This is a genomic window from Prevotella sp. SGI.167 (assembly GCF_050313615.1).
Lineage (GTDB): Bacteria > Bacteroidota > Bacteroidia > Bacteroidales > Bacteroidaceae > Prevotella.
Genome location: NZ_JBNPLT010000003.1, coordinates 23085 through 39068, shown reverse-complemented (window position 1 = coordinate 39068; position 15984 = coordinate 23085). Strand labels below are relative to the sequence as shown.

The following is a 15984-nucleotide window of genomic DNA, read 5'->3' as shown; positions in this document are numbered from 1 at the left end:
AACTAGTAAAGAAAGGAGATGAGCAGGTATGTTTGAAATCGTAGAAACTCTGAACCACTTCATGGACTGGTTGAGTACACTCTCACTGAGCAGCATCCTGAGTACCTACTGGTTTCTGTTCTTCATTGAGATGCCGAGATATTACCTGCTGGAATATCTGGTAATATTCAACCGACTGACCAATAAGAACAAGATAGAAAAGGAAAAGGAAGTGGCAAGATTCTATCTCTACAGAGAGAATCCGCTCGTTTCGATACTCGTACCGGGAAAGAATGAGGGAAGCCATATATTCAAGATGGTGAACTCGCTCGCCGAACAGACCTACAGAAACTATGAAATCATAGTGGTAGACGACGGCAGCGATGACTACACCAAACTGATATGCACCGACCTCTATCGGGCTGGTTACATCACCCATTATCTGAGACTGGAAGACCGAGGAGGTAAGGCTGCGGCAAGCAACTATGGTGCACAGATGGCTAAAGGAAAATACATCGTCTGCCTGGATGCCGACTCATCACTGGACCGTGATGCGCTGGAGAAGATTCTCCTCCCCTTCTACATCGACGGTATGGTAAAGGGTGTGGGCGGATGCGTGAAGGTACGCAACAACAAGGACACTATCTGCTCATCGCTGCAGGCGTTCGAATACCTGAAACGCATACAGGTGGGACGAATCGTGACGAGCGAGCTGGGCATCTACCACATCATATCGGGTGCCTTCGGCGCCTTTGATAGAGCAACACTGAAAGAGGTAGGATTCTGGGACATCGGACCAGGACTGGATGGTGACCTCACACAAAAGATAAGAAAGGCAGGATACAAGGTGAAATTCGCAGAAGATGCCATCTGCATGACCAACGTGCCGACGCAATGGTATAAACTGTATCACCAGCGTATCAGATGGTCGCGTTCGCTCGTAAGATTCCGCTTGCGCAAACACCGCGACATCCTGCTGCCAACCAAGAACTGGTCTATATTGAACTGGATCTCCAACATGGAGAGCGTAACGTACGACTGCTTCCTCAACTTCCTGTGGTTGTGGTATATCGTGAAACTCGCCATCACCTTCAATAACCACATCGTAGAGATATTGGCGCTGGGCTACTTCATCCGAGTATGCTTCTCCCAATTCGCCTTCCTGCTGGTGATGATGGTGACAGAGAGAAGAAAAGAGGAAATGTTCCTCTACCGATTCTTGCCGCTGATGTCGCCGTATACAGGTTACTTCCTGCGTATCGCACGACTTTCAGCCCATCTGCAGGAACTCTTCTTCCATCGCTCGTATGCCGATGCATGGAATCCGGAGAAAACTTCCCGATACGCTCAGCTGGAGGGAATGTAAAGAATGAATAAACAATAATACAAATTTAATATATATAGTATATGAATAACAAATCTTTTGAGTTTAAGATAGGCGTGATTGGACTAGGCTATGTAGGTACACCGCTTGCATGCTTATTCTCAAAGAAATACGATACTTGGGGTTACGACATCAATGCTGCCAAGGTAGCTAAATTAGCCAGGAAACAGGGAGCGGAAGACAGAATGCTTTCTAAAGCTCTCGAAAGGGGACTAAAGCTGACCTGTGACATCAGCGACTTGAAAGGCTGCAATGTATACATCATAGCTGTACCGACACCGGTAAACAAGTCGAACAAACCTGATATCAGCTGTGTCAGAAATGCAACTACAGCAGTAGGCAAAATCCTGAAACCGGGAGACATCGTGGTATATGAATCAACAGTCTATCCCGGACTGACAGAAGAAGTATGCGCTCCGTTGCTGGCATCAACATCGGGACTCAAGCTGAACGATAACTTCTTCGTAGGTTTCTCACCTGAAAGAATCAACCCGGGAGATACCGTCCACACCATAGAGAACATCGTAAAGGTGACCAGTGGTTCTACACCCGAAGCGGCAGAAATCATCGACAACCTCTACAGCTCGGTTCTCACACATGGCACTCACAAGGCGAAGAGCATCAAAATAGCCGAAGCCTGCAAGCTGATGGAGAACTGCCAGCGAGATGTTCAGATAGCATTCTTCAACGAGATGGAAAAAATCTTCGACAAGATGAACATCAGCATCAAGGATGTGACGGAAGCAGCCAGCACAAAATGGAACTTCGTTCCTGCTATCCCAGGACTTGTTGGCGGTCACTGTATCGCTGTAGATCCGTACTATCTCATCAACAAGGCACAGGAGGTGGACGTGGTTCCTTCGCTCCTCTCTACGGCACGCGAAGTGAACGAGCAGATGGCGGTCTGGATGGCAGGCAAGATCAAGAGTGCATGCGACTTCAGAAAGTTCAAGGCTCCAGAGACCAAGGTGCTCATCCTGGGCTTCTCGTTCAAGCCTGACAGCGATGACATCAGAAACACCAAGGTGGCTGACCTCTACATCAACCTGGTGGGAACAGGATACAAAACTACCCTTTACGACCCGCTGGTAGACAAAGAGGAAGTGAAGAATGAATACGGCATCCATGTAGAGGATGACGCTAAAGTACTGGATAAAGTCTACGATATCGTGGTGATAGGTACACATCACAAGATATTCGATAACATCAATATGAACAAGTTGCTCTCAGCCAAAGGCTTCATGTGCGACATATACGGAGTACACAAGGCAAGAAAAGCTTAGAGCAGCGACGTCCAAGACCTAACTGTACAATAAAAGAAAATCCAAAGAAAAAGTAAATGATTATGAACAAATATAAAGTGCTGATCGTTGACGATATCCCTGAGAATATCCAGACTCTCGGAGAAATGATCAAGGATTTTGATCTGGATGTGAAAATTGCAGAAGGTGGTCAGGAAGCCATCGACATCATTGATTCATGCACACCAGACATCATCTTGCTAGACTTGATGATGCCTCGTGTGAATGGATGGGACGTGATAGATCACGTCAGAAAAAAATATAGTAAGAACGAGATGGTCATCATCGTTGTCTCCCTGTTAAACAACAAGGACAACATCGATGAATGCTATGAACTGGGAGTCAACGACTATATCACCAAACCGGTGATCAAAGCCCGACTCACCAGTTCAATAGAATCTCATCTCAGGAATCTCAGCAGAAATTAAGATATAGCCTTCTGCAAGATGTCGTTGGCATGAGCCACACGGTCACTTGTAGGAGGTTCTATCCCTGACAACGGGTAAGGTATACCCAATTTTTCATACTTGTAGATGCCCATCGTATGATAAGGCAATACATCAATACGCTCTATATTAGAGAGCGTAGAGAGGAAGTCGCGCAATTCTTCCAGGTATTCATCCTTGTCGGTGATACCTGGAATGAGGACGTGACGAATCCATACCGGCTTGTGGATCTCGCTCAGATAGCGGGCACAATCCAGTATATTCTTATTGGAATGAAGCGTGAGTTTACGATGCTCTTCATCATTGATATGCTTGATATCAAGAAGAACAGTATCAGTGACGGTCATCAGACGCTCAAATTTCTCGAAGTTTTTCCCTTCTCTATGAAAGGGTTGAGCCGAGGTATCAAGACAGGTATTGATGCCACGCTGATGGGCTTTCTCGAAGAGTTCGATGAGAAAGTCTATCTGCATCAATGCCTCGCCACCGCTCACGGTAATTCCTCCATTATCTCCCCAATAACTCTTGAATCGCTCTGCCTTGTCCAGCAGGTCATCGGCAGTCCACTCTTCTCCTACCCCCGTCTTCCAGGAATCCGGATTGTGGCAGAACTGGCAGCGCATGGGACAACCCTGCAGAAAGATCAAAAATCTGATGCCTGGTCCATCAACAGAACCAAAGCTCTCTATGCTGTGAACAAAACCTTTCATGCAGCTTTCCTCTCTTGGTAATTATCCCAAAGAATAAAAGCAAGCCCAGGAACGACTATAAGAGCAGTGACGACACCCAAAAAATCAACTAAATCCATAATTATTTTATCTTTTTAGAAATGATTAAAAACAAGAAGCCCACTTAAGCCTGCATTTTACGATAATCAATATATGCCCATAGGGTAAACCCACCTGCAAGCAAAGCAAAAAATCCCATAAATACCAATAGTTCCATATTTATTTTCCTTTCTTATTTTTATCTTTAGACATTAATATTAAAAAGAATCCACATACAGCTAGAAACATTGTTATTAGAGCACCAAATACTAAAAGTTTCCCTGTATCTATATCCTTTTTCATAATACTTGCCAAGATGATACCACCAAATATCAGTTTGGCTAAATCCAGGCAAAACTTTCCTCCTTCACTCCAAAGAGTTGTTTTTTGTTCTATATTCAATTTCATACTGCAAAGATAGCAAAATATTCAATACAAAGCTCTATTTTGCAGTTAAATAAGCTAAATTGCCCGCTAAATATCCTCGGAAAGAAAATCTAGCGGGCAATCTATATGTTACGAAGAGAGAAGAGGATTCTTCAATCTTCCCTCTTCATTCTTCACTTCCTTAGAGTCTCTCGTGAGCCTGACGAGCGATTACGTCGAGCTGCTGCTCGCGTGTCAAGTCGATGAACTTAACAGCGTAACCACTTACACGGATGGTGAAGTTCTGGTATTCTTCCTTCTCTGGGTGCTCCATCGCATCCTTGAGCTTGTCGATACCGAATACGTTCACGTTCAGGTGGTGAGACCCCTGGTTGAAGTAGCCATCCAATACACCTACCAATGTCTGGGCACGCTCCTCATCGTTGTGACCGAGAGCACCTGGACTGATGGTCTGAGTATTAGAGATACCATCGAGGGCATACTCGTATGGCAACTTAGCTACAGAGTTCAATGAAGCCAAAAGACCGTTCTTCTCTGCACCGTAAGATGGGTTGGCGCCTGGAGCCAAAGGAGCACCGGCTGGACGACCATCAGGCATGTTGCTGGTGTACTTACCATATACGACATTTGATGTGATAGTCAGGATAGATGTAGTAGGCTCTGAATTGCGGTATGTGTGGTGCTTCTTGATCATGTTCATGAAGGTCTTGAGCAACCATACTGCAATCTCATCAGCACGCTCATCATCGTTACCATAACGTGGGAAGTCGCCCTCGGTCTTGAAGCTGAGAGGGAAACCGGTCTCATCACGGATGATGTTAACCTTGGCATACTTGATAGCAGAGATAGAGTCAACTACGTGGCTGAAACCCGCGATACCTGTAGCGAAAGTACGACGAACATCTGTGTCGATGAGCGCCAACTCTGCTGCCTCGTAGAAGTACTTGTCGTGCATGTAGTGGATGAGGTTCAATGTCTTCACATAAACGCCAGCCAACCAGTCCATCATATCCATGAAACGTGGCATGAACTCCTCGTATGTCAATACATCACCCTCTACGGCGCGATACTTAGGACCGCACTGCTCGCGTGTCTTTGAGTCAACACCGCCAGAAACAGCGTAGGTCAAGCACTTAGCCAAGTTGGCACGGGCTCCGAAGAACTGCATCTCCTTACCTGTCTGTGTAGCAGATACACAGCAGCAGATGCTATAGTCGTCACCCCAAACTGGGCGCATTACATCGTCGTTCTCATACTGGATAGAGCTTGTCTTGACAGAAATCAGAGAAGCGTAGTGCTTGAATGCCTTTGGCAAGCGAGAGCTATAGAGTACGGTCAAGTTTGGCTCTGGTGAAGGACCCATGTTCTCCAATGTGTGGAGGAAACGGAAGTCGTTCTTGGTAACCATTGAGCGGCCATCCTGACCCATACCACCTACTTCGAGAGTAGCCCATACAGGGTCACCAGTGAAGAGCTCGTTGTAAGAAGGGATACGGGCGAACTTCACCATACGGAACTTCATGACCAAGTGGTCGATGAGCTCCTGAGCCTCATCCTCAGTAAGAGTACCCTCGTTCAAGTCGCGCTGGATATAGATATCGAGGAAGGTAGAGATACGACCTACAGACATCGCAGCACCATTCTGAGTCTTCACTGCTCCGAGGTAACCGAAGTACAACCACTGAACAGCCTCACGAGCGTTCTTTGCAGGCTGAGAGATGTCGTAACCATACAACTGAGCCATCTCCTTCAAGCCCTTGAGCGCCTTGATCTGCATAGCAACCTCTTCACGAAGACGGATAACGTCGTCGATCATCTCACGGTCGCCCATGTTAGCGAGGTCGTTCTGCTTCTCCTTGATAAGGAAATCGATACCATAAAGAGCAACACGACGGTAGTCACCCACGATACGGCCACGACCGTATGTATCAGGCAGACCAGTAAGAATGTGGTTATGGCGCACGAGTTTCATCTCAGGAGTATAAGCATCAAACACGCCGTCATTATGAGTTTTGCAATACTTGTGGAAAATCTCGTGCAGCTTCTCTGATGGCTGGTAGCCGTATGTAGTACAAGCCTGCTCTGCCATCTTGATACCACCGTATGGCATGAAGGCACGCTTCAAAGGCTTGTCGGTCTGCAGACCAACCACCTTCTCCAACTCCTTAGTACCCTCGCCGATGTAAGCAGCACCATAAGCTGTCAATCCTGAAACCACCTCGGTCTCCATATCGAGCACACCACCCTTGGCACGCTCTTCCTTCTGGAGCTCCTTCAACATACCCCAAAGGGTATTGGTAGCCTGAGTAGGTTCTGCCAGGAACGACTCATCGCCGTCGTAGCTAGTGTAGTTGTTCTGAACGAAGTCACGAAGATTCACTTCACTCTGCCACTGGTTTCCCTTGAAACCTCTCCATTCTGTTTTCATCATTTTGATATCCTTAATAAGTTAATAATTAATTATATATTTTGTACACACTGTTTCCTGTTATCAGCTGAATCCTTATACCTTTATATATTATATAAAATCCTGCTATCGATAATTTCGATGCAAAGGTACTACAAAAAAACGATATCCAAGCAGAAATCACAAAGATTTTCTTCTCTATACCCTAAAATCATCATTTATGAGTACAGTTTTTTTTGCACAAAAGATATTGAATGTGCAAAAGTAACAAATGTTCATTCAAATGACTGGGAAAAATGAGCAAATAAGGGGGTTTTATCGATTTGTCCCCATTAAATAATATTTTATACCCTTCTGTTTGATAAATAATGCATACCTTTGCAGTCGAAATGAAACAAATAACAATGTAAAGATCATCATAGAATAACAATACATGAACATGAATTGGAATCATACAATCAAGACATTAGCCTTTGCCTCGCTATTGGCACTGGCACCGGCTCAGATGATGGCTGCACAGAAAGGTGGCACCTTCACTACCGGCGACAAGACATTCCTTCTCAATGGCAAACCTTTCGTGGTTAAGGCTGCCGAGTTGCACTACCCTCGTATTCCTCGTGCCTACTGGGAGCATCGCATCAAGATGTGCAAGGCTCTTGGCATGAACACCGTCTGCCTCTATGTGTTCTGGAATATCCATGAGCAGGAGGAAGGCAAATTCGACTTCACAGGCAACAACGATGTGGCTGCTTTTTGCCGCCTCGCCCAGAAGAACGGCATGTATGTCATCGTTCGCCCGGGTCCATACGTTTGTGCTGAATGGGAAATGGGCGGTCTGCCTTGGTGGCTCCTCAAGAAGAAGGACATCCGGCTTCGTGAGCAGGACCCTTACTTCATGCAGCGTGTAGAAATATTCGAGAAGGAAGTAGGCAAGCAGCTGGCTCCACTCACTATCCAGAATGGTGGTCCTATCATCATGGTTCAGGTGGAGAATGAGTATGGTTCTTACGGAAAGGACAAGCCATACGTAAGTGCTATCCGTGACATCGTTCGCAAGAGTGGCTTCGACAAGGTGAGCCTCTTCCAGTGCGACTGGTCATCCAACTTCCTGAACAATGGTCTCGATGACCTTACCTGGACCATGAACTTCGGTACAGGTGCCAACATCGACCAGCAGTTTAAGCGTCTCGGCGAGGTTCGTCCTAACGCCCCAAAGATGTGCTCTGAGTTCTGGAGCGGCTGGTTCGACAAGTGGGGAGCACGCCACGAAACCCGTCCTGCCAAGGATATGGTAGAAGGAATGGACGAGATGCTGAGCAAAGGCATCAGCTTCTCTCTCTATATGACCCACGGCGGAACCAGCTTCGGCCATTGGGCAGGTGCCAACTCGCCTGGTTTCCAGCCAGACGTAACCAGCTACGATTACGATGCCCCTATCAACGAATGGGGATTGGCTACTCCTAAGTTCTACGAACTGCAGAAGATGATGGCGAAATACAACGACGGCAAGAAGTTGCCAGCCGTGCCTAAGGCTCCGATGCAGATCATCAAGGTGCCAGAATTCAAGTTTACCGAGTACAAGCCTCTGAGCTACGGTATCGGAAAGGCGAAGGAAACCCATGCTCCTCAATGCTTCGAGGATATGGACATGGGATGGGGCACCATGGTTTACGAGACTACCGTTCCAGCCATCGAAAGTACATCAACCCTGACCGGCGAGTTCCACGACTTTGCCCAGGTATATGTGAACGGAAAATATGTTGGCAAGATAGACCGTGTAAAGAACGAGAAATCACTCGAATTGCCAGCCATGCCACAGGGTGCTCAGCTCACCATCGTGGTAGAAGGTATGGGAAGAATCAACTTCGGTCGTGCCATCAAAGACTACAAGGGTATCATCGGCAACGTAACCCTCACTACTCAGAAGGAGGATTGCGAACTTGCCCTCACCCCTACCCGATGGAACAACAGCAGCATCGCTGATGATTACCAGACGGCAGTGAAGGCACTCGCCATGCCAACCAACAAGATGCGTGGTCTTCAGACCAAGGCTGGTTACTATCGCGGCTACTTCAACCTGAAGAAGGTGGGCGACACCTTTATTAATATGGAGGCATTCGGCAAGGGTCAGGTTTACGTAAACGGTCATGCCCTCGGCCGCTTCTGGCAGATTGGTCCTCAGCAGACCCTCTATCTCCCAGGTTGCTGGTTGAAGAAGGGCAAGAACGAGGTGATTGTTCTCGACGTTGTAGGTCCTAAGGGTGAAGCAGGCAAGCCAGGTTCTACCGTGGCTCCTACCGCCTTCTGCCAGGATCATCCGGAGCTCGACAAGCTGAATCTCGAAAAGAGCAACAAGCACAACGAGCCTGGTCATCGCATGGATCTCAATTCAGAGACTCCAGTATTGAAGGGCGAGTTCAAGGCTGGTAACGGCTGGCAGACCATCAAGCTCGACAAGCCTGTAACCGGTCGCTACTTCGCCATCCAGGCAGAGAGCAGCCAGAGTGGTGACAGCCAGATTGCCATCGCCGAGGTTTATCTCCAGGATGCCAGCGGCAACCGCATCGACCGCAACAACTGGGTAGCCTTCTATGCCGACAGCGAGAAGGGTAACTCAACTCTCGACAAGATGTTCGACCTCCAGGAGAGCACCTATTGGCAGACCGAGAAGGGAGCCAACTTCCCACATCTGGGAATCGTGGATATGGGTAAGGAGGTTACCATTTCAGCTTTCGAGTACTTGCCACGTGCCGAGCAGGGTGCACCGGGCAGCGTCAAGGGCTTTAAGCTCTACGTTAGAAAATAAAAAGATAAGTTCATAGGTTTGGTCAGCCACAGGCTGACTGTGGAAAATTAACACATATAGTTTAAAATGTAGTATTTCTATTGGAGAATAGAAAGTTAGTTAGATTGCAAAAAAGAGGTAGATGTGAATCTGCCTCTTTTTTCGTTTATATTAAAACTCCTTTTTTAGTATATAATAAACTCCTTCTCCCCCACTTTTTGTTTTTTTATACATTGATTTGCCATTATGTGAATACTTTTGCGTACCTTTGCAGCAAAATACAAATACATTTTTTATGTTGACAGATATTGAAATAGCTAAATCAGTAAAACTGCGCCCCATCAATGAGGTTGCAGCTGAACTTGGAATCCATGAAGACCAAGTAGAAAACTACGGCCGTTACATCGCTAAGATTACTACGGACAAAATTGACAGAAACAAGTTTAAGAACCATCATCTTATCCTCGTTACCGCTATCAGTCCTACCAAGGCTGGTAATGGAAAGACCACCGTATCCGTGGGTCTCGCCCTCGGTATGCAGAAGATTGGAAAGAAGGCAGTTGTTGCATTGCGCGAGCCTTCTCTCGGTCCTTGCTTCGGCATGAAGGGTGGTGCTGCCGGTGGCGGTTATGCACAGGTATTGCCTATGGATAAGATCAACCTCCATTTCACTGGCGACTTCCATGCCATCACAGAGGCCAACAACATGATTGCTGCCCTCCTGGACAACTACCGTTTCCAGCACGAGGCAGAGGGATTCAAGCTCAAGAAGATTCTCTGGCGCCGAGTAATGGACGTCAACGACCGTGGTCTCCGTCGCATCATCACCGGTATCGGCGATAAGAACGGCATCGAGACAGAGGCAGGATTCGATATCACTCCTGCTTCTGAAATCATGGCTATCATGTGTTTCGCAACAAGTGTAGACGATCTCCGCCGTCGCATCGACAATATTCTCCTCGGCATCACTGAGGATGACAAACCATTCACCGTCAAGGATATGGGTGTAGGTGGCAGTATTGTTGCCCTCCTCCTCGATGCCCTGAAGCCAAACCTGGTTCAGACCACAGAGGGAACTCCTGCTTTCGTTCACTGCGGTCCTTTCGCCAACATCGCTCATGGCTGTAACTCTGTGATGGCTACAGCAGCAGCTCTCGAGTATGGCGACTATGCCATCACTGAGGCAGGATTCGGTGCAGATCTCGGCGCAGAGAAGTTCTACAACATCAAGTGCCGCAAGACTGGTTTGCAGCCAGACCTTACCGTTCTTGTTGTTACTCTCCAGGCATTGAAGATGCACGGTGGCGTAGCTCTGGAAGATATCAAGCAGCCTAACGTTGCAGGAATGGAAGCTGGTTACTGGAACCTCGACAAGCACGTGAAGAACCTTCAGAGCTTTGGTCAGACCGTTGTCATCGCCTTCAACAAGTTTGCTACTGATACCGACGAGGAGATTGAGGTATTGCGCAAGCACTGTGAGGAGATGGGTTGCGGATTCGCTGTCAACAGTGCCTTCGCCGAAGGTGGCAAGGGTGCGATGGAATTGGCAGAGCTCGTAGTAAAGACCATCGATGAGCGTCCATCTGCTCCTCTCTATTTCACTTATGCTGACGAAGATTCTGTAGAAGAGAAGATTGAGAAGGTTGCGTTCAATCTCTATGGTGCCGGCAGCGTAACCATGAGCGATTCTGCAAAGGCTATGATTGACGAGATCAAGAAGTTGGGTGCAGAGAAGTTCCCTATCTGTATTGCCAAGACCCAATACAGCTTCTCTACCGATGCTAAGGCTTACGGTCCAACAGAAGGCTTCGAACTCCACGTTCGCGACATCACCCTGAACATGGGTGCTGAGATGATCGTAGTCATCGCCGGTCCTATCATGCGTATGCCAGGTTTGCCAAAGAGCCCACAGGCTGAGCGTATCGATGTGGTTAACGGTGAAATCACTGGCCTTTCTTAAATAGGCATCTAGCCTAGAATATAGAAAAGGCACGGATTACACAGATTACACGGATTTATCATGAATGTCATTAATCCGTGTAATCTGTGTAGTCCGTGCCTAAAATCCCTGCGCAGAAAAACACTTTATCTCATGCTGAATTCACAACCGCAATACAATTGGTTGTAGAATTCATTCTCTTTCAATAATTCTCCACGGCGATTCTGCAAACCGCCCTTTCTCCAATTCATATCCCACCACTCTACATCCGGACAACCTTCTACGGCGAGATGTCCGGCTGCATCTATCTGCTGGATATTCTTCCACCGGGAAGAAGCCAAGGTAGTAGTAAGCAGATGAAAGCCATGCTCCTGAGCATACCTAGCCGCATGCGTCAAACGATACCGGAAACACATCGAGCAACGGCTTCCCCTTTCAGGCTCCAGCTCCAAACCCTTGATGGTAGCCAACCATTCCTCATGATCATACTCATCCTCCACATACGGAACCCCCTGCGCTTCCAGGAAGCGCATCAGCTCGTGCTTGCGAATTTCAAACTCCTGTAAGGGATAAATGTTACTGTTGCTGAAATATACCGTCGGCTTCATGCCGTTGCGAAGCATACACTCTACAATCGCTGACGAACAAGGCGCACAGCAGGCATGCAGCAACACATCATGACCTTCAGCCTTGCTACCATCAGGAAGCGATAACTTCACGAATTTATATTGTTCTTCTACTGGAATCTTCATTTTACTTGGAACTTTGAACTTGGAACTTTTTACTTTGAACTTGAAACTTGGAACTTTATGATTAGTATTCATGCTGAATACTCTTCCATTTCACTGGAAATAAAGAGAGGAGAAAAGGGATATTTGGGGAGGCATAAAAAAACAAATGGAGTACAGTCGTCTCGACACCCCCCATTTGCCCAAATATATGCGAAAACTAGTGCAAAGATACGATTTTTATTCGTATTCACAAAAGTTTCGGCAAATATTTACCACAATCTTTGTGTTTTAAGAGAGTATTTGTATTTTATTAACGTATACACGTCATTTTAAAGTTCTTTTTAACGTTATTACAGTCATTTCTGGCCATGCTCCCAATCGGAACGGGAAGGAGCCGCCAATACCCGATGAAACGTTCAGCATCTGACTGCCTTTGCGATAAACACCACCCCACTCCTTGAATGCCATGCGGGCTGGTGTCCACTTGCCTATCTGCAACTGTCCCGCATGTGTATGCCCTGCCAGTGTCAGCTGGATAGGTCTGTCCCATACCTCTCTGCGCCAGTGATGCGGATCATGGGTCAGCAGAATCTTGAACCCTTCCTTCTTCAGTCCCTTCATCGCCTTCGGCAACTTGCTGCGGTTACTGAAAGGAGGCTGCCCCGCATTCTCCACACCGATGATATCGATGGAAGCCATACCATGACTCACGGTGAAATGGTCGTTCATCAACTGATGCCACCCCAACTGGCATTGATAGTTATAGAGCAGCTTCCAGTTGTTTCTCAGTCCTGCTATCGTATGATTGTTGCCATACTCGCAGTAATCATGGTTTCCCCATACCGAGAAGATGCCATCGTGGGCATGCAGCTGTTTCAGCGTTTCCAGATAAGGCTCCACCTCCCTGGCATCATTGTTCACCAGATCGCCCGTAAAGAGCATCATGTCCGGTTCCTCATTATTGGCTGCATCCACTACCTTCTGTACGAAGTCACTATCCTTCGGGAAAGAACCCAGATGAAAATCAGTGAAATGCAACAGACGGTAACCGTCAAAGTAAGGTGGAAGGTCGGGCGATTCATAGGTTACGTACCGTATCTCCAACCGCTTCCAGCCCTCAATGAATCCGAAGGCAAACCATCCCATCAGCGCCAGCGCCGGAAGGAGGGCAAAGAACCACGGCATCATGAAATCGAAGAGGATGAACACCACCTTGGGCATCACCGAAAACAGAATCGTAGTGAAGAGGATGCGGACGGAGAGCTTATGAAAGAAGCCCATCTGCAGCCCTACCTCTGCTAGTAGAAGCAGCAAGGAAGGCACCCACCATAGAATGGCTAGCGCCAAAGGCCACCCGCTCACTCCCAGATGCCAGAGCCAGATGTCGGGCAAGAGAGCAAGCCCTGCCATACCTATTATATATAAGAAGGATCTGAATATCCTTTTAATAATCTTTTTCATTTACCTGTTCAAGTATTTCTACGGTGCAAAGATACATAAAAATCTGCTTAACCGTTCATGTTTGTAGATGTTTAACTTTATTTTTTTTGCCGTTTCATCAGATTGCAGTATCTTTGCAAGCCGTAAACTGTAAAAAACATCATCAATAAATATGGCAAGAAGACTCAGAAAGAAAAGAATAGCTATCATATTGCTCACATTCACGGCCATCGTCGCATGGTCTACACATAGTTGCGTATCGCGCTGCACCTCATCTTCGGATAAGGAGAAGGCAAAGGATACGCTCCCCAAGGTGCATATCAACGATTCCATCAGCAATGCCCTCACCGAGGGAAAGGAATATCACAAGATGGATTCGCTCGTGGAGAGATACCTCAAGCGATGGGAAATCAACGGTGCACAGCTCGTCATCACCCGCAACGACTCCCTGCTCTATGCCCGCGGTTTCGGATGGGCAGACAAGGAGAGGGGCATCCGAATGGAACCGAACATGCTGATGCGCTTCGCTTCCATTTCCAAGCTCATCACTGCTGTAGGCATCATGAAACTGCAGGAGATGAAGAAGCTCAAGATGAACGAGAAGGTATTCGGACCGAAGGGAATCCTGAACGATACCACCTACAATAACAGTATCAAGGACCAGCGCTACTACAACATCACCGTAGAACAGCTGCTGCGCCATCAGGCAGGTTTCAACAACTATGCCGGCGACCCGGTATCCTCTACCCGCTACATCATGATGCAGAACCACCTCACCACGCCTCCAGACCATAAGACCCTGCTCAAGATTCTCCTGAAGCGCCATCTGGGTTATACGCCGGGCGAGGGCAAATGCTACAGCAATCTGGGCTACATGATTCTCTCGATGATTATCGAGAAGAAGAGCAGAATGAAGTACGAGAACTTCATGCAGAAGTACGTGCTCCAGCCTGCCGGATGCTACGACATGCATATTGCCGGCACCTACTACAAGGACCGCCTTCCTAACGAGACGAAATATTACATGCACCAGGGCAGCATCCCGGTATATGAATACAACAACAGTGGCAGAATGGTAGAAAAGTGTTATGGCGATACCGACCTTCCTCGCCTCTCTGGTGCCGGAGCATGGTGTGGTTCAGCAGCCGAACTGAGCCGTCTCATCGCCAGCATCGACGGTCTGCCTCATGTCAAGGACATTCTCAGCCAGAAGAGCATCCAGTTTATGACCACCGAGCAGCCCGACCATCAGTATTCCATCGGTTGGAACTACACCCCAAAGAGCTATCGTCCGTGGATTCGTACCGGTTCTCTTGCCGGCACCTCTGCCATAGTCCTGAAGTACCCCGATGGTCAGTGCTGGATTCTCATCACCAACACCTCCACCTGGAAGGGTCACGGCTTCAGCAACGACACCATGGCATTCTTTGAGAAGCTCCGCAAGCAGTTCATGGCAGATATGCCGAAGAAGGATTTGTTCATATAGAGAAGGAAGAAAAAAGTCAGGAAAAGTTTGGAGATTACAAAAAAACAGCGTATATTTGCAAGCAGATTTACGTTTAAAGACAAAGATTATGACAGACAATGTTTTATTTACAAGAGAAACCTTCTTGGCAGCTATGCGTCGGGAGAAAAAGCGCAAACAAGAATGGGAAGATAAAATGAACAAGAAATTAGATGATTTACAAGAACAGATAAAACTTGTAAATGACTCACATCTTTATGATTTGGCTTAAACTATGAAAACCTTAGATTTAAGCCAAATCAATATTCTTGCTCCATATCCTGTTTGGTATGAAGAAGGGGAGATTATGTTTAAAACAGACTATAATATCCTCTATTCAATAGCTTTTGAATTAGATGATATGCTCAATCTAAAAGCCTATTGGTTTCGCATAACAAACAGAAGTAGGAAAAAATCTCCCAATGACAAAAAGATTCAACAAACGGTTATCCTTGTTATAGAAGAATTTTTCAGAAAAAATCCAGATATCCTTCTATATATTTGTGACACAGCCAATGAACAACAGGCTCAACGAGACAGATTGTTTTTACGCTGGTTTAATGGCTATGAACAGAAAAAGAAATATGCAATTAGAACAGCAACAGTTATAGATGAAGGCTGTCCAAATTACGTATCAATAATTGTACCTATTTTACACCCTCAATTAGAAATGATTATTTCTACATTTGAACGTGAAATAGCCATGTTTCAAAACAACAAATAAAAAGAGCATAACAGTTGGTCACCGCATGCACAACACTTGATGTGCGAGCGCATATCAGCTGTTATGCAAGCGCACAACAGCTGTTGTGCGGCCGGAGATACAAAATAACTCAGAAATATATCCTGTCTTTTCCGACAATATATCTTTAATATACGAATAAAAGAGGGTGCATCATAAATTCATGATACAC

Annotated in this window: 13 protein-coding genes; 8 read left to right on the top strand and 5 right to left on the bottom strand. The window is 46.7% G+C overall.

Annotated features, from left to right (window positions below):
• Nucleotides 1-28 precede the first annotated feature (28 nt).
• The 3 genes from ACQRBJ_RS02450 to ACQRBJ_RS02440 all read left to right on the top strand — a co-directional run bounded on the left by ACQRBJ_RS02450 (nucleotide 29) and on the right by ACQRBJ_RS02440 (nucleotide 3092).
• Nucleotides 29-1345, top strand: coding sequence for a glycosyltransferase family 2 protein (locus ACQRBJ_RS02450; protein ID WP_294967965.1), 1317 nt, complete (start codon nucleotides 29-31; stop codon nucleotides 1343-1345).
• Between the two features lie 41 nt (nucleotides 1346-1386).
• On the top strand, nucleotides 1387-2646 hold the full coding sequence (locus tag ACQRBJ_RS02445) for a nucleotide sugar dehydrogenase (protein WP_295346849.1): 1260 nt from the start codon (nucleotides 1387-1389) through the stop codon (nucleotides 2644-2646).
• Between the two features lie 62 nt (nucleotides 2647-2708).
• Nucleotides 2709-3092, top strand: coding sequence for a response regulator (locus tag ACQRBJ_RS02440; protein WP_295346848.1), 384 nt, complete (start codon nucleotides 2709-2711; stop codon nucleotides 3090-3092).
• Here ACQRBJ_RS02440 and pflA read toward each other — a convergent pair.
• The 3 genes from pflA to pflB all read right to left on the bottom strand — a co-directional run bounded on the left by pflA (nucleotide 3089) and on the right by pflB (nucleotide 6692).
• Nucleotides 3089-3820, bottom strand: a complete 732-nt coding sequence (pflA, locus tag ACQRBJ_RS02435; RefSeq protein ID WP_294967959.1) for a pyruvate formate-lyase-activating protein — start codon at nucleotides 3818-3820, stop codon at nucleotides 3089-3091. The two genes, ACQRBJ_RS02440 and pflA, sit on opposite strands and share 4 nt — an antisense overlap.
• Before the next feature lie 237 nt (nucleotides 3821-4057).
• Complete coding sequence (locus ACQRBJ_RS02430; RefSeq protein WP_294967957.1) at nucleotides 4058-4285, bottom strand: DUF6722 family protein; 228 nt, start codon at nucleotides 4283-4285, stop codon at nucleotides 4058-4060.
• 160 nt (nucleotides 4286-4445) lie between these two features.
• Nucleotides 4446-6692, bottom strand: a complete 2247-nt coding sequence (gene pflB, locus ACQRBJ_RS02425; RefSeq protein WP_445302835.1) for a formate C-acetyltransferase — start codon at nucleotides 6690-6692, stop codon at nucleotides 4446-4448.
• A gap of 418 nt (nucleotides 6693-7110) precedes the next feature.
• Here pflB and ACQRBJ_RS02420 point away from each other — a divergent pair, with 418 nt between their 5' ends.
• Entirely contained in the window at nucleotides 7111-9477 is a 2367-nt protein-coding gene (locus ACQRBJ_RS02420; protein ID WP_445302775.1) for a beta-galactosidase, read from the top strand.
• Between the two features lie 274 nt (nucleotides 9478-9751).
• Nucleotides 9752-11416 carry a formate--tetrahydrofolate ligase gene (locus ACQRBJ_RS02415; RefSeq protein WP_294967952.1) on the top strand — a complete coding sequence of 555 codons (1665 nt, stop codon included), beginning with the start codon at nucleotides 9752-9754 and terminating at the stop codon, nucleotides 11414-11416.
• A 125-nt stretch (nucleotides 11417-11541) separates the two neighbouring features.
• On the opposite strand, the gene ACQRBJ_RS02410 is transcribed toward ACQRBJ_RS02415, so the two are convergent.
• A complete protein-coding gene (locus tag ACQRBJ_RS02410) occupies nucleotides 11542-12147 on the bottom strand; it encodes an epoxyqueuosine reductase QueH (RefSeq protein ID WP_295346844.1) in 606 nt (201 codons plus the stop codon).
• A 303-nt stretch (nucleotides 12148-12450) separates the two neighbouring features.
• Nucleotides 12451-13536, bottom strand: coding sequence for a metallophosphoesterase (locus ACQRBJ_RS02405; protein WP_297158887.1), 1086 nt, complete (start codon nucleotides 13534-13536; stop codon nucleotides 12451-12453).
• A gap of 202 nt (nucleotides 13537-13738) precedes the next feature.
• Between ACQRBJ_RS02405 and ACQRBJ_RS02400 the strand changes: the two genes are divergently transcribed.
• From ACQRBJ_RS02400 to ACQRBJ_RS02390, 3 genes are all read left to right on the top strand, one after another.
• On the top strand, nucleotides 13739-15052 hold the full coding sequence (locus ACQRBJ_RS02400) for a serine hydrolase domain-containing protein (protein WP_445302774.1): 1314 nt from the start codon (nucleotides 13739-13741) through the stop codon (nucleotides 15050-15052).
• Between the two features lie 88 nt (nucleotides 15053-15140).
• Complete coding sequence (locus ACQRBJ_RS02395) at nucleotides 15141-15302, top strand: hypothetical protein (protein WP_264950383.1); 162 nt, start codon at nucleotides 15141-15143, stop codon at nucleotides 15300-15302.
• A gap of 3 nt (nucleotides 15303-15305) precedes the next feature.
• Nucleotides 15306-15794, top strand: a complete 489-nt coding sequence (locus ACQRBJ_RS02390; RefSeq protein WP_264950384.1) for a DUF6169 family protein — start codon at nucleotides 15306-15308, stop codon at nucleotides 15792-15794.
• The last annotated feature ends 190 nt before the right edge of the window (nucleotides 15795-15984 follow it).

Excerpts from the sequence above, each read along its gene's own strand:
- ACQRBJ_RS02405 (WP_297158887.1), bottom strand. The coding sequence starts at position 13,536 with ATGGCAGGGCTTGCTCTCTTGCCCGACATCTGGCTCTGGCATCTGGGA.
- pflA (WP_294967959.1), bottom strand. The coding sequence starts at position 3,820 with ATGAAAGGTTTTGTTCACAGCATAGAGAGCTTTGGTTCTGTTGATGGA.
- ACQRBJ_RS02395 (WP_264950383.1), top strand. The coding sequence starts at position 15,141 with ATGACAGACAATGTTTTATTTACAAGAGAAACCTTCTTGGCAGCTATG.
- ACQRBJ_RS02415 (WP_294967952.1), top strand. The coding sequence starts at position 9,752 with ATGTTGACAGATATTGAAATAGCTAAATCAGTAAAACTGCGCCCCATC.
- ACQRBJ_RS02430 (WP_294967957.1), bottom strand. The coding sequence starts at position 4,285 with ATGAAATTGAATATAGAACAAAAAACAACTCTTTGGAGTGAAGGAGGA.
- ACQRBJ_RS02400 (WP_445302774.1), top strand. The coding sequence starts at position 13,739 with ATGGCAAGAAGACTCAGAAAGAAAAGAATAGCTATCATATTGCTCACA.
- ACQRBJ_RS02420 (WP_445302775.1), top strand. The coding sequence starts at position 7,111 with ATGAATTGGAATCATACAATCAAGACATTAGCCTTTGCCTCGCTATTG.
- pflB (WP_445302835.1), bottom strand. The coding sequence starts at position 6,692 with ATGAAAACAGAATGGAGAGGTTTCAAGGGAAACCAGTGGCAGAGTGAA.
- ACQRBJ_RS02390 (WP_264950384.1), top strand. The coding sequence starts at position 15,306 with ATGAAAACCTTAGATTTAAGCCAAATCAATATTCTTGCTCCATATCCT.
- ACQRBJ_RS02440 (WP_295346848.1), top strand. The coding sequence starts at position 2,709 with ATGAACAAATATAAAGTGCTGATCGTTGACGATATCCCTGAGAATATC.
- ACQRBJ_RS02445 (WP_295346849.1), top strand. The coding sequence starts at position 1,387 with ATGAATAACAAATCTTTTGAGTTTAAGATAGGCGTGATTGGACTAGGC.
- ACQRBJ_RS02450 (WP_294967965.1), top strand. The coding sequence starts at position 29 with ATGTTTGAAATCGTAGAAACTCTGAACCACTTCATGGACTGGTTGAGT.
- ACQRBJ_RS02410 (WP_295346844.1), bottom strand. The coding sequence starts at position 12,147 with ATGAAGATTCCAGTAGAAGAACAATATAAATTCGTGAAGTTATCGCTT.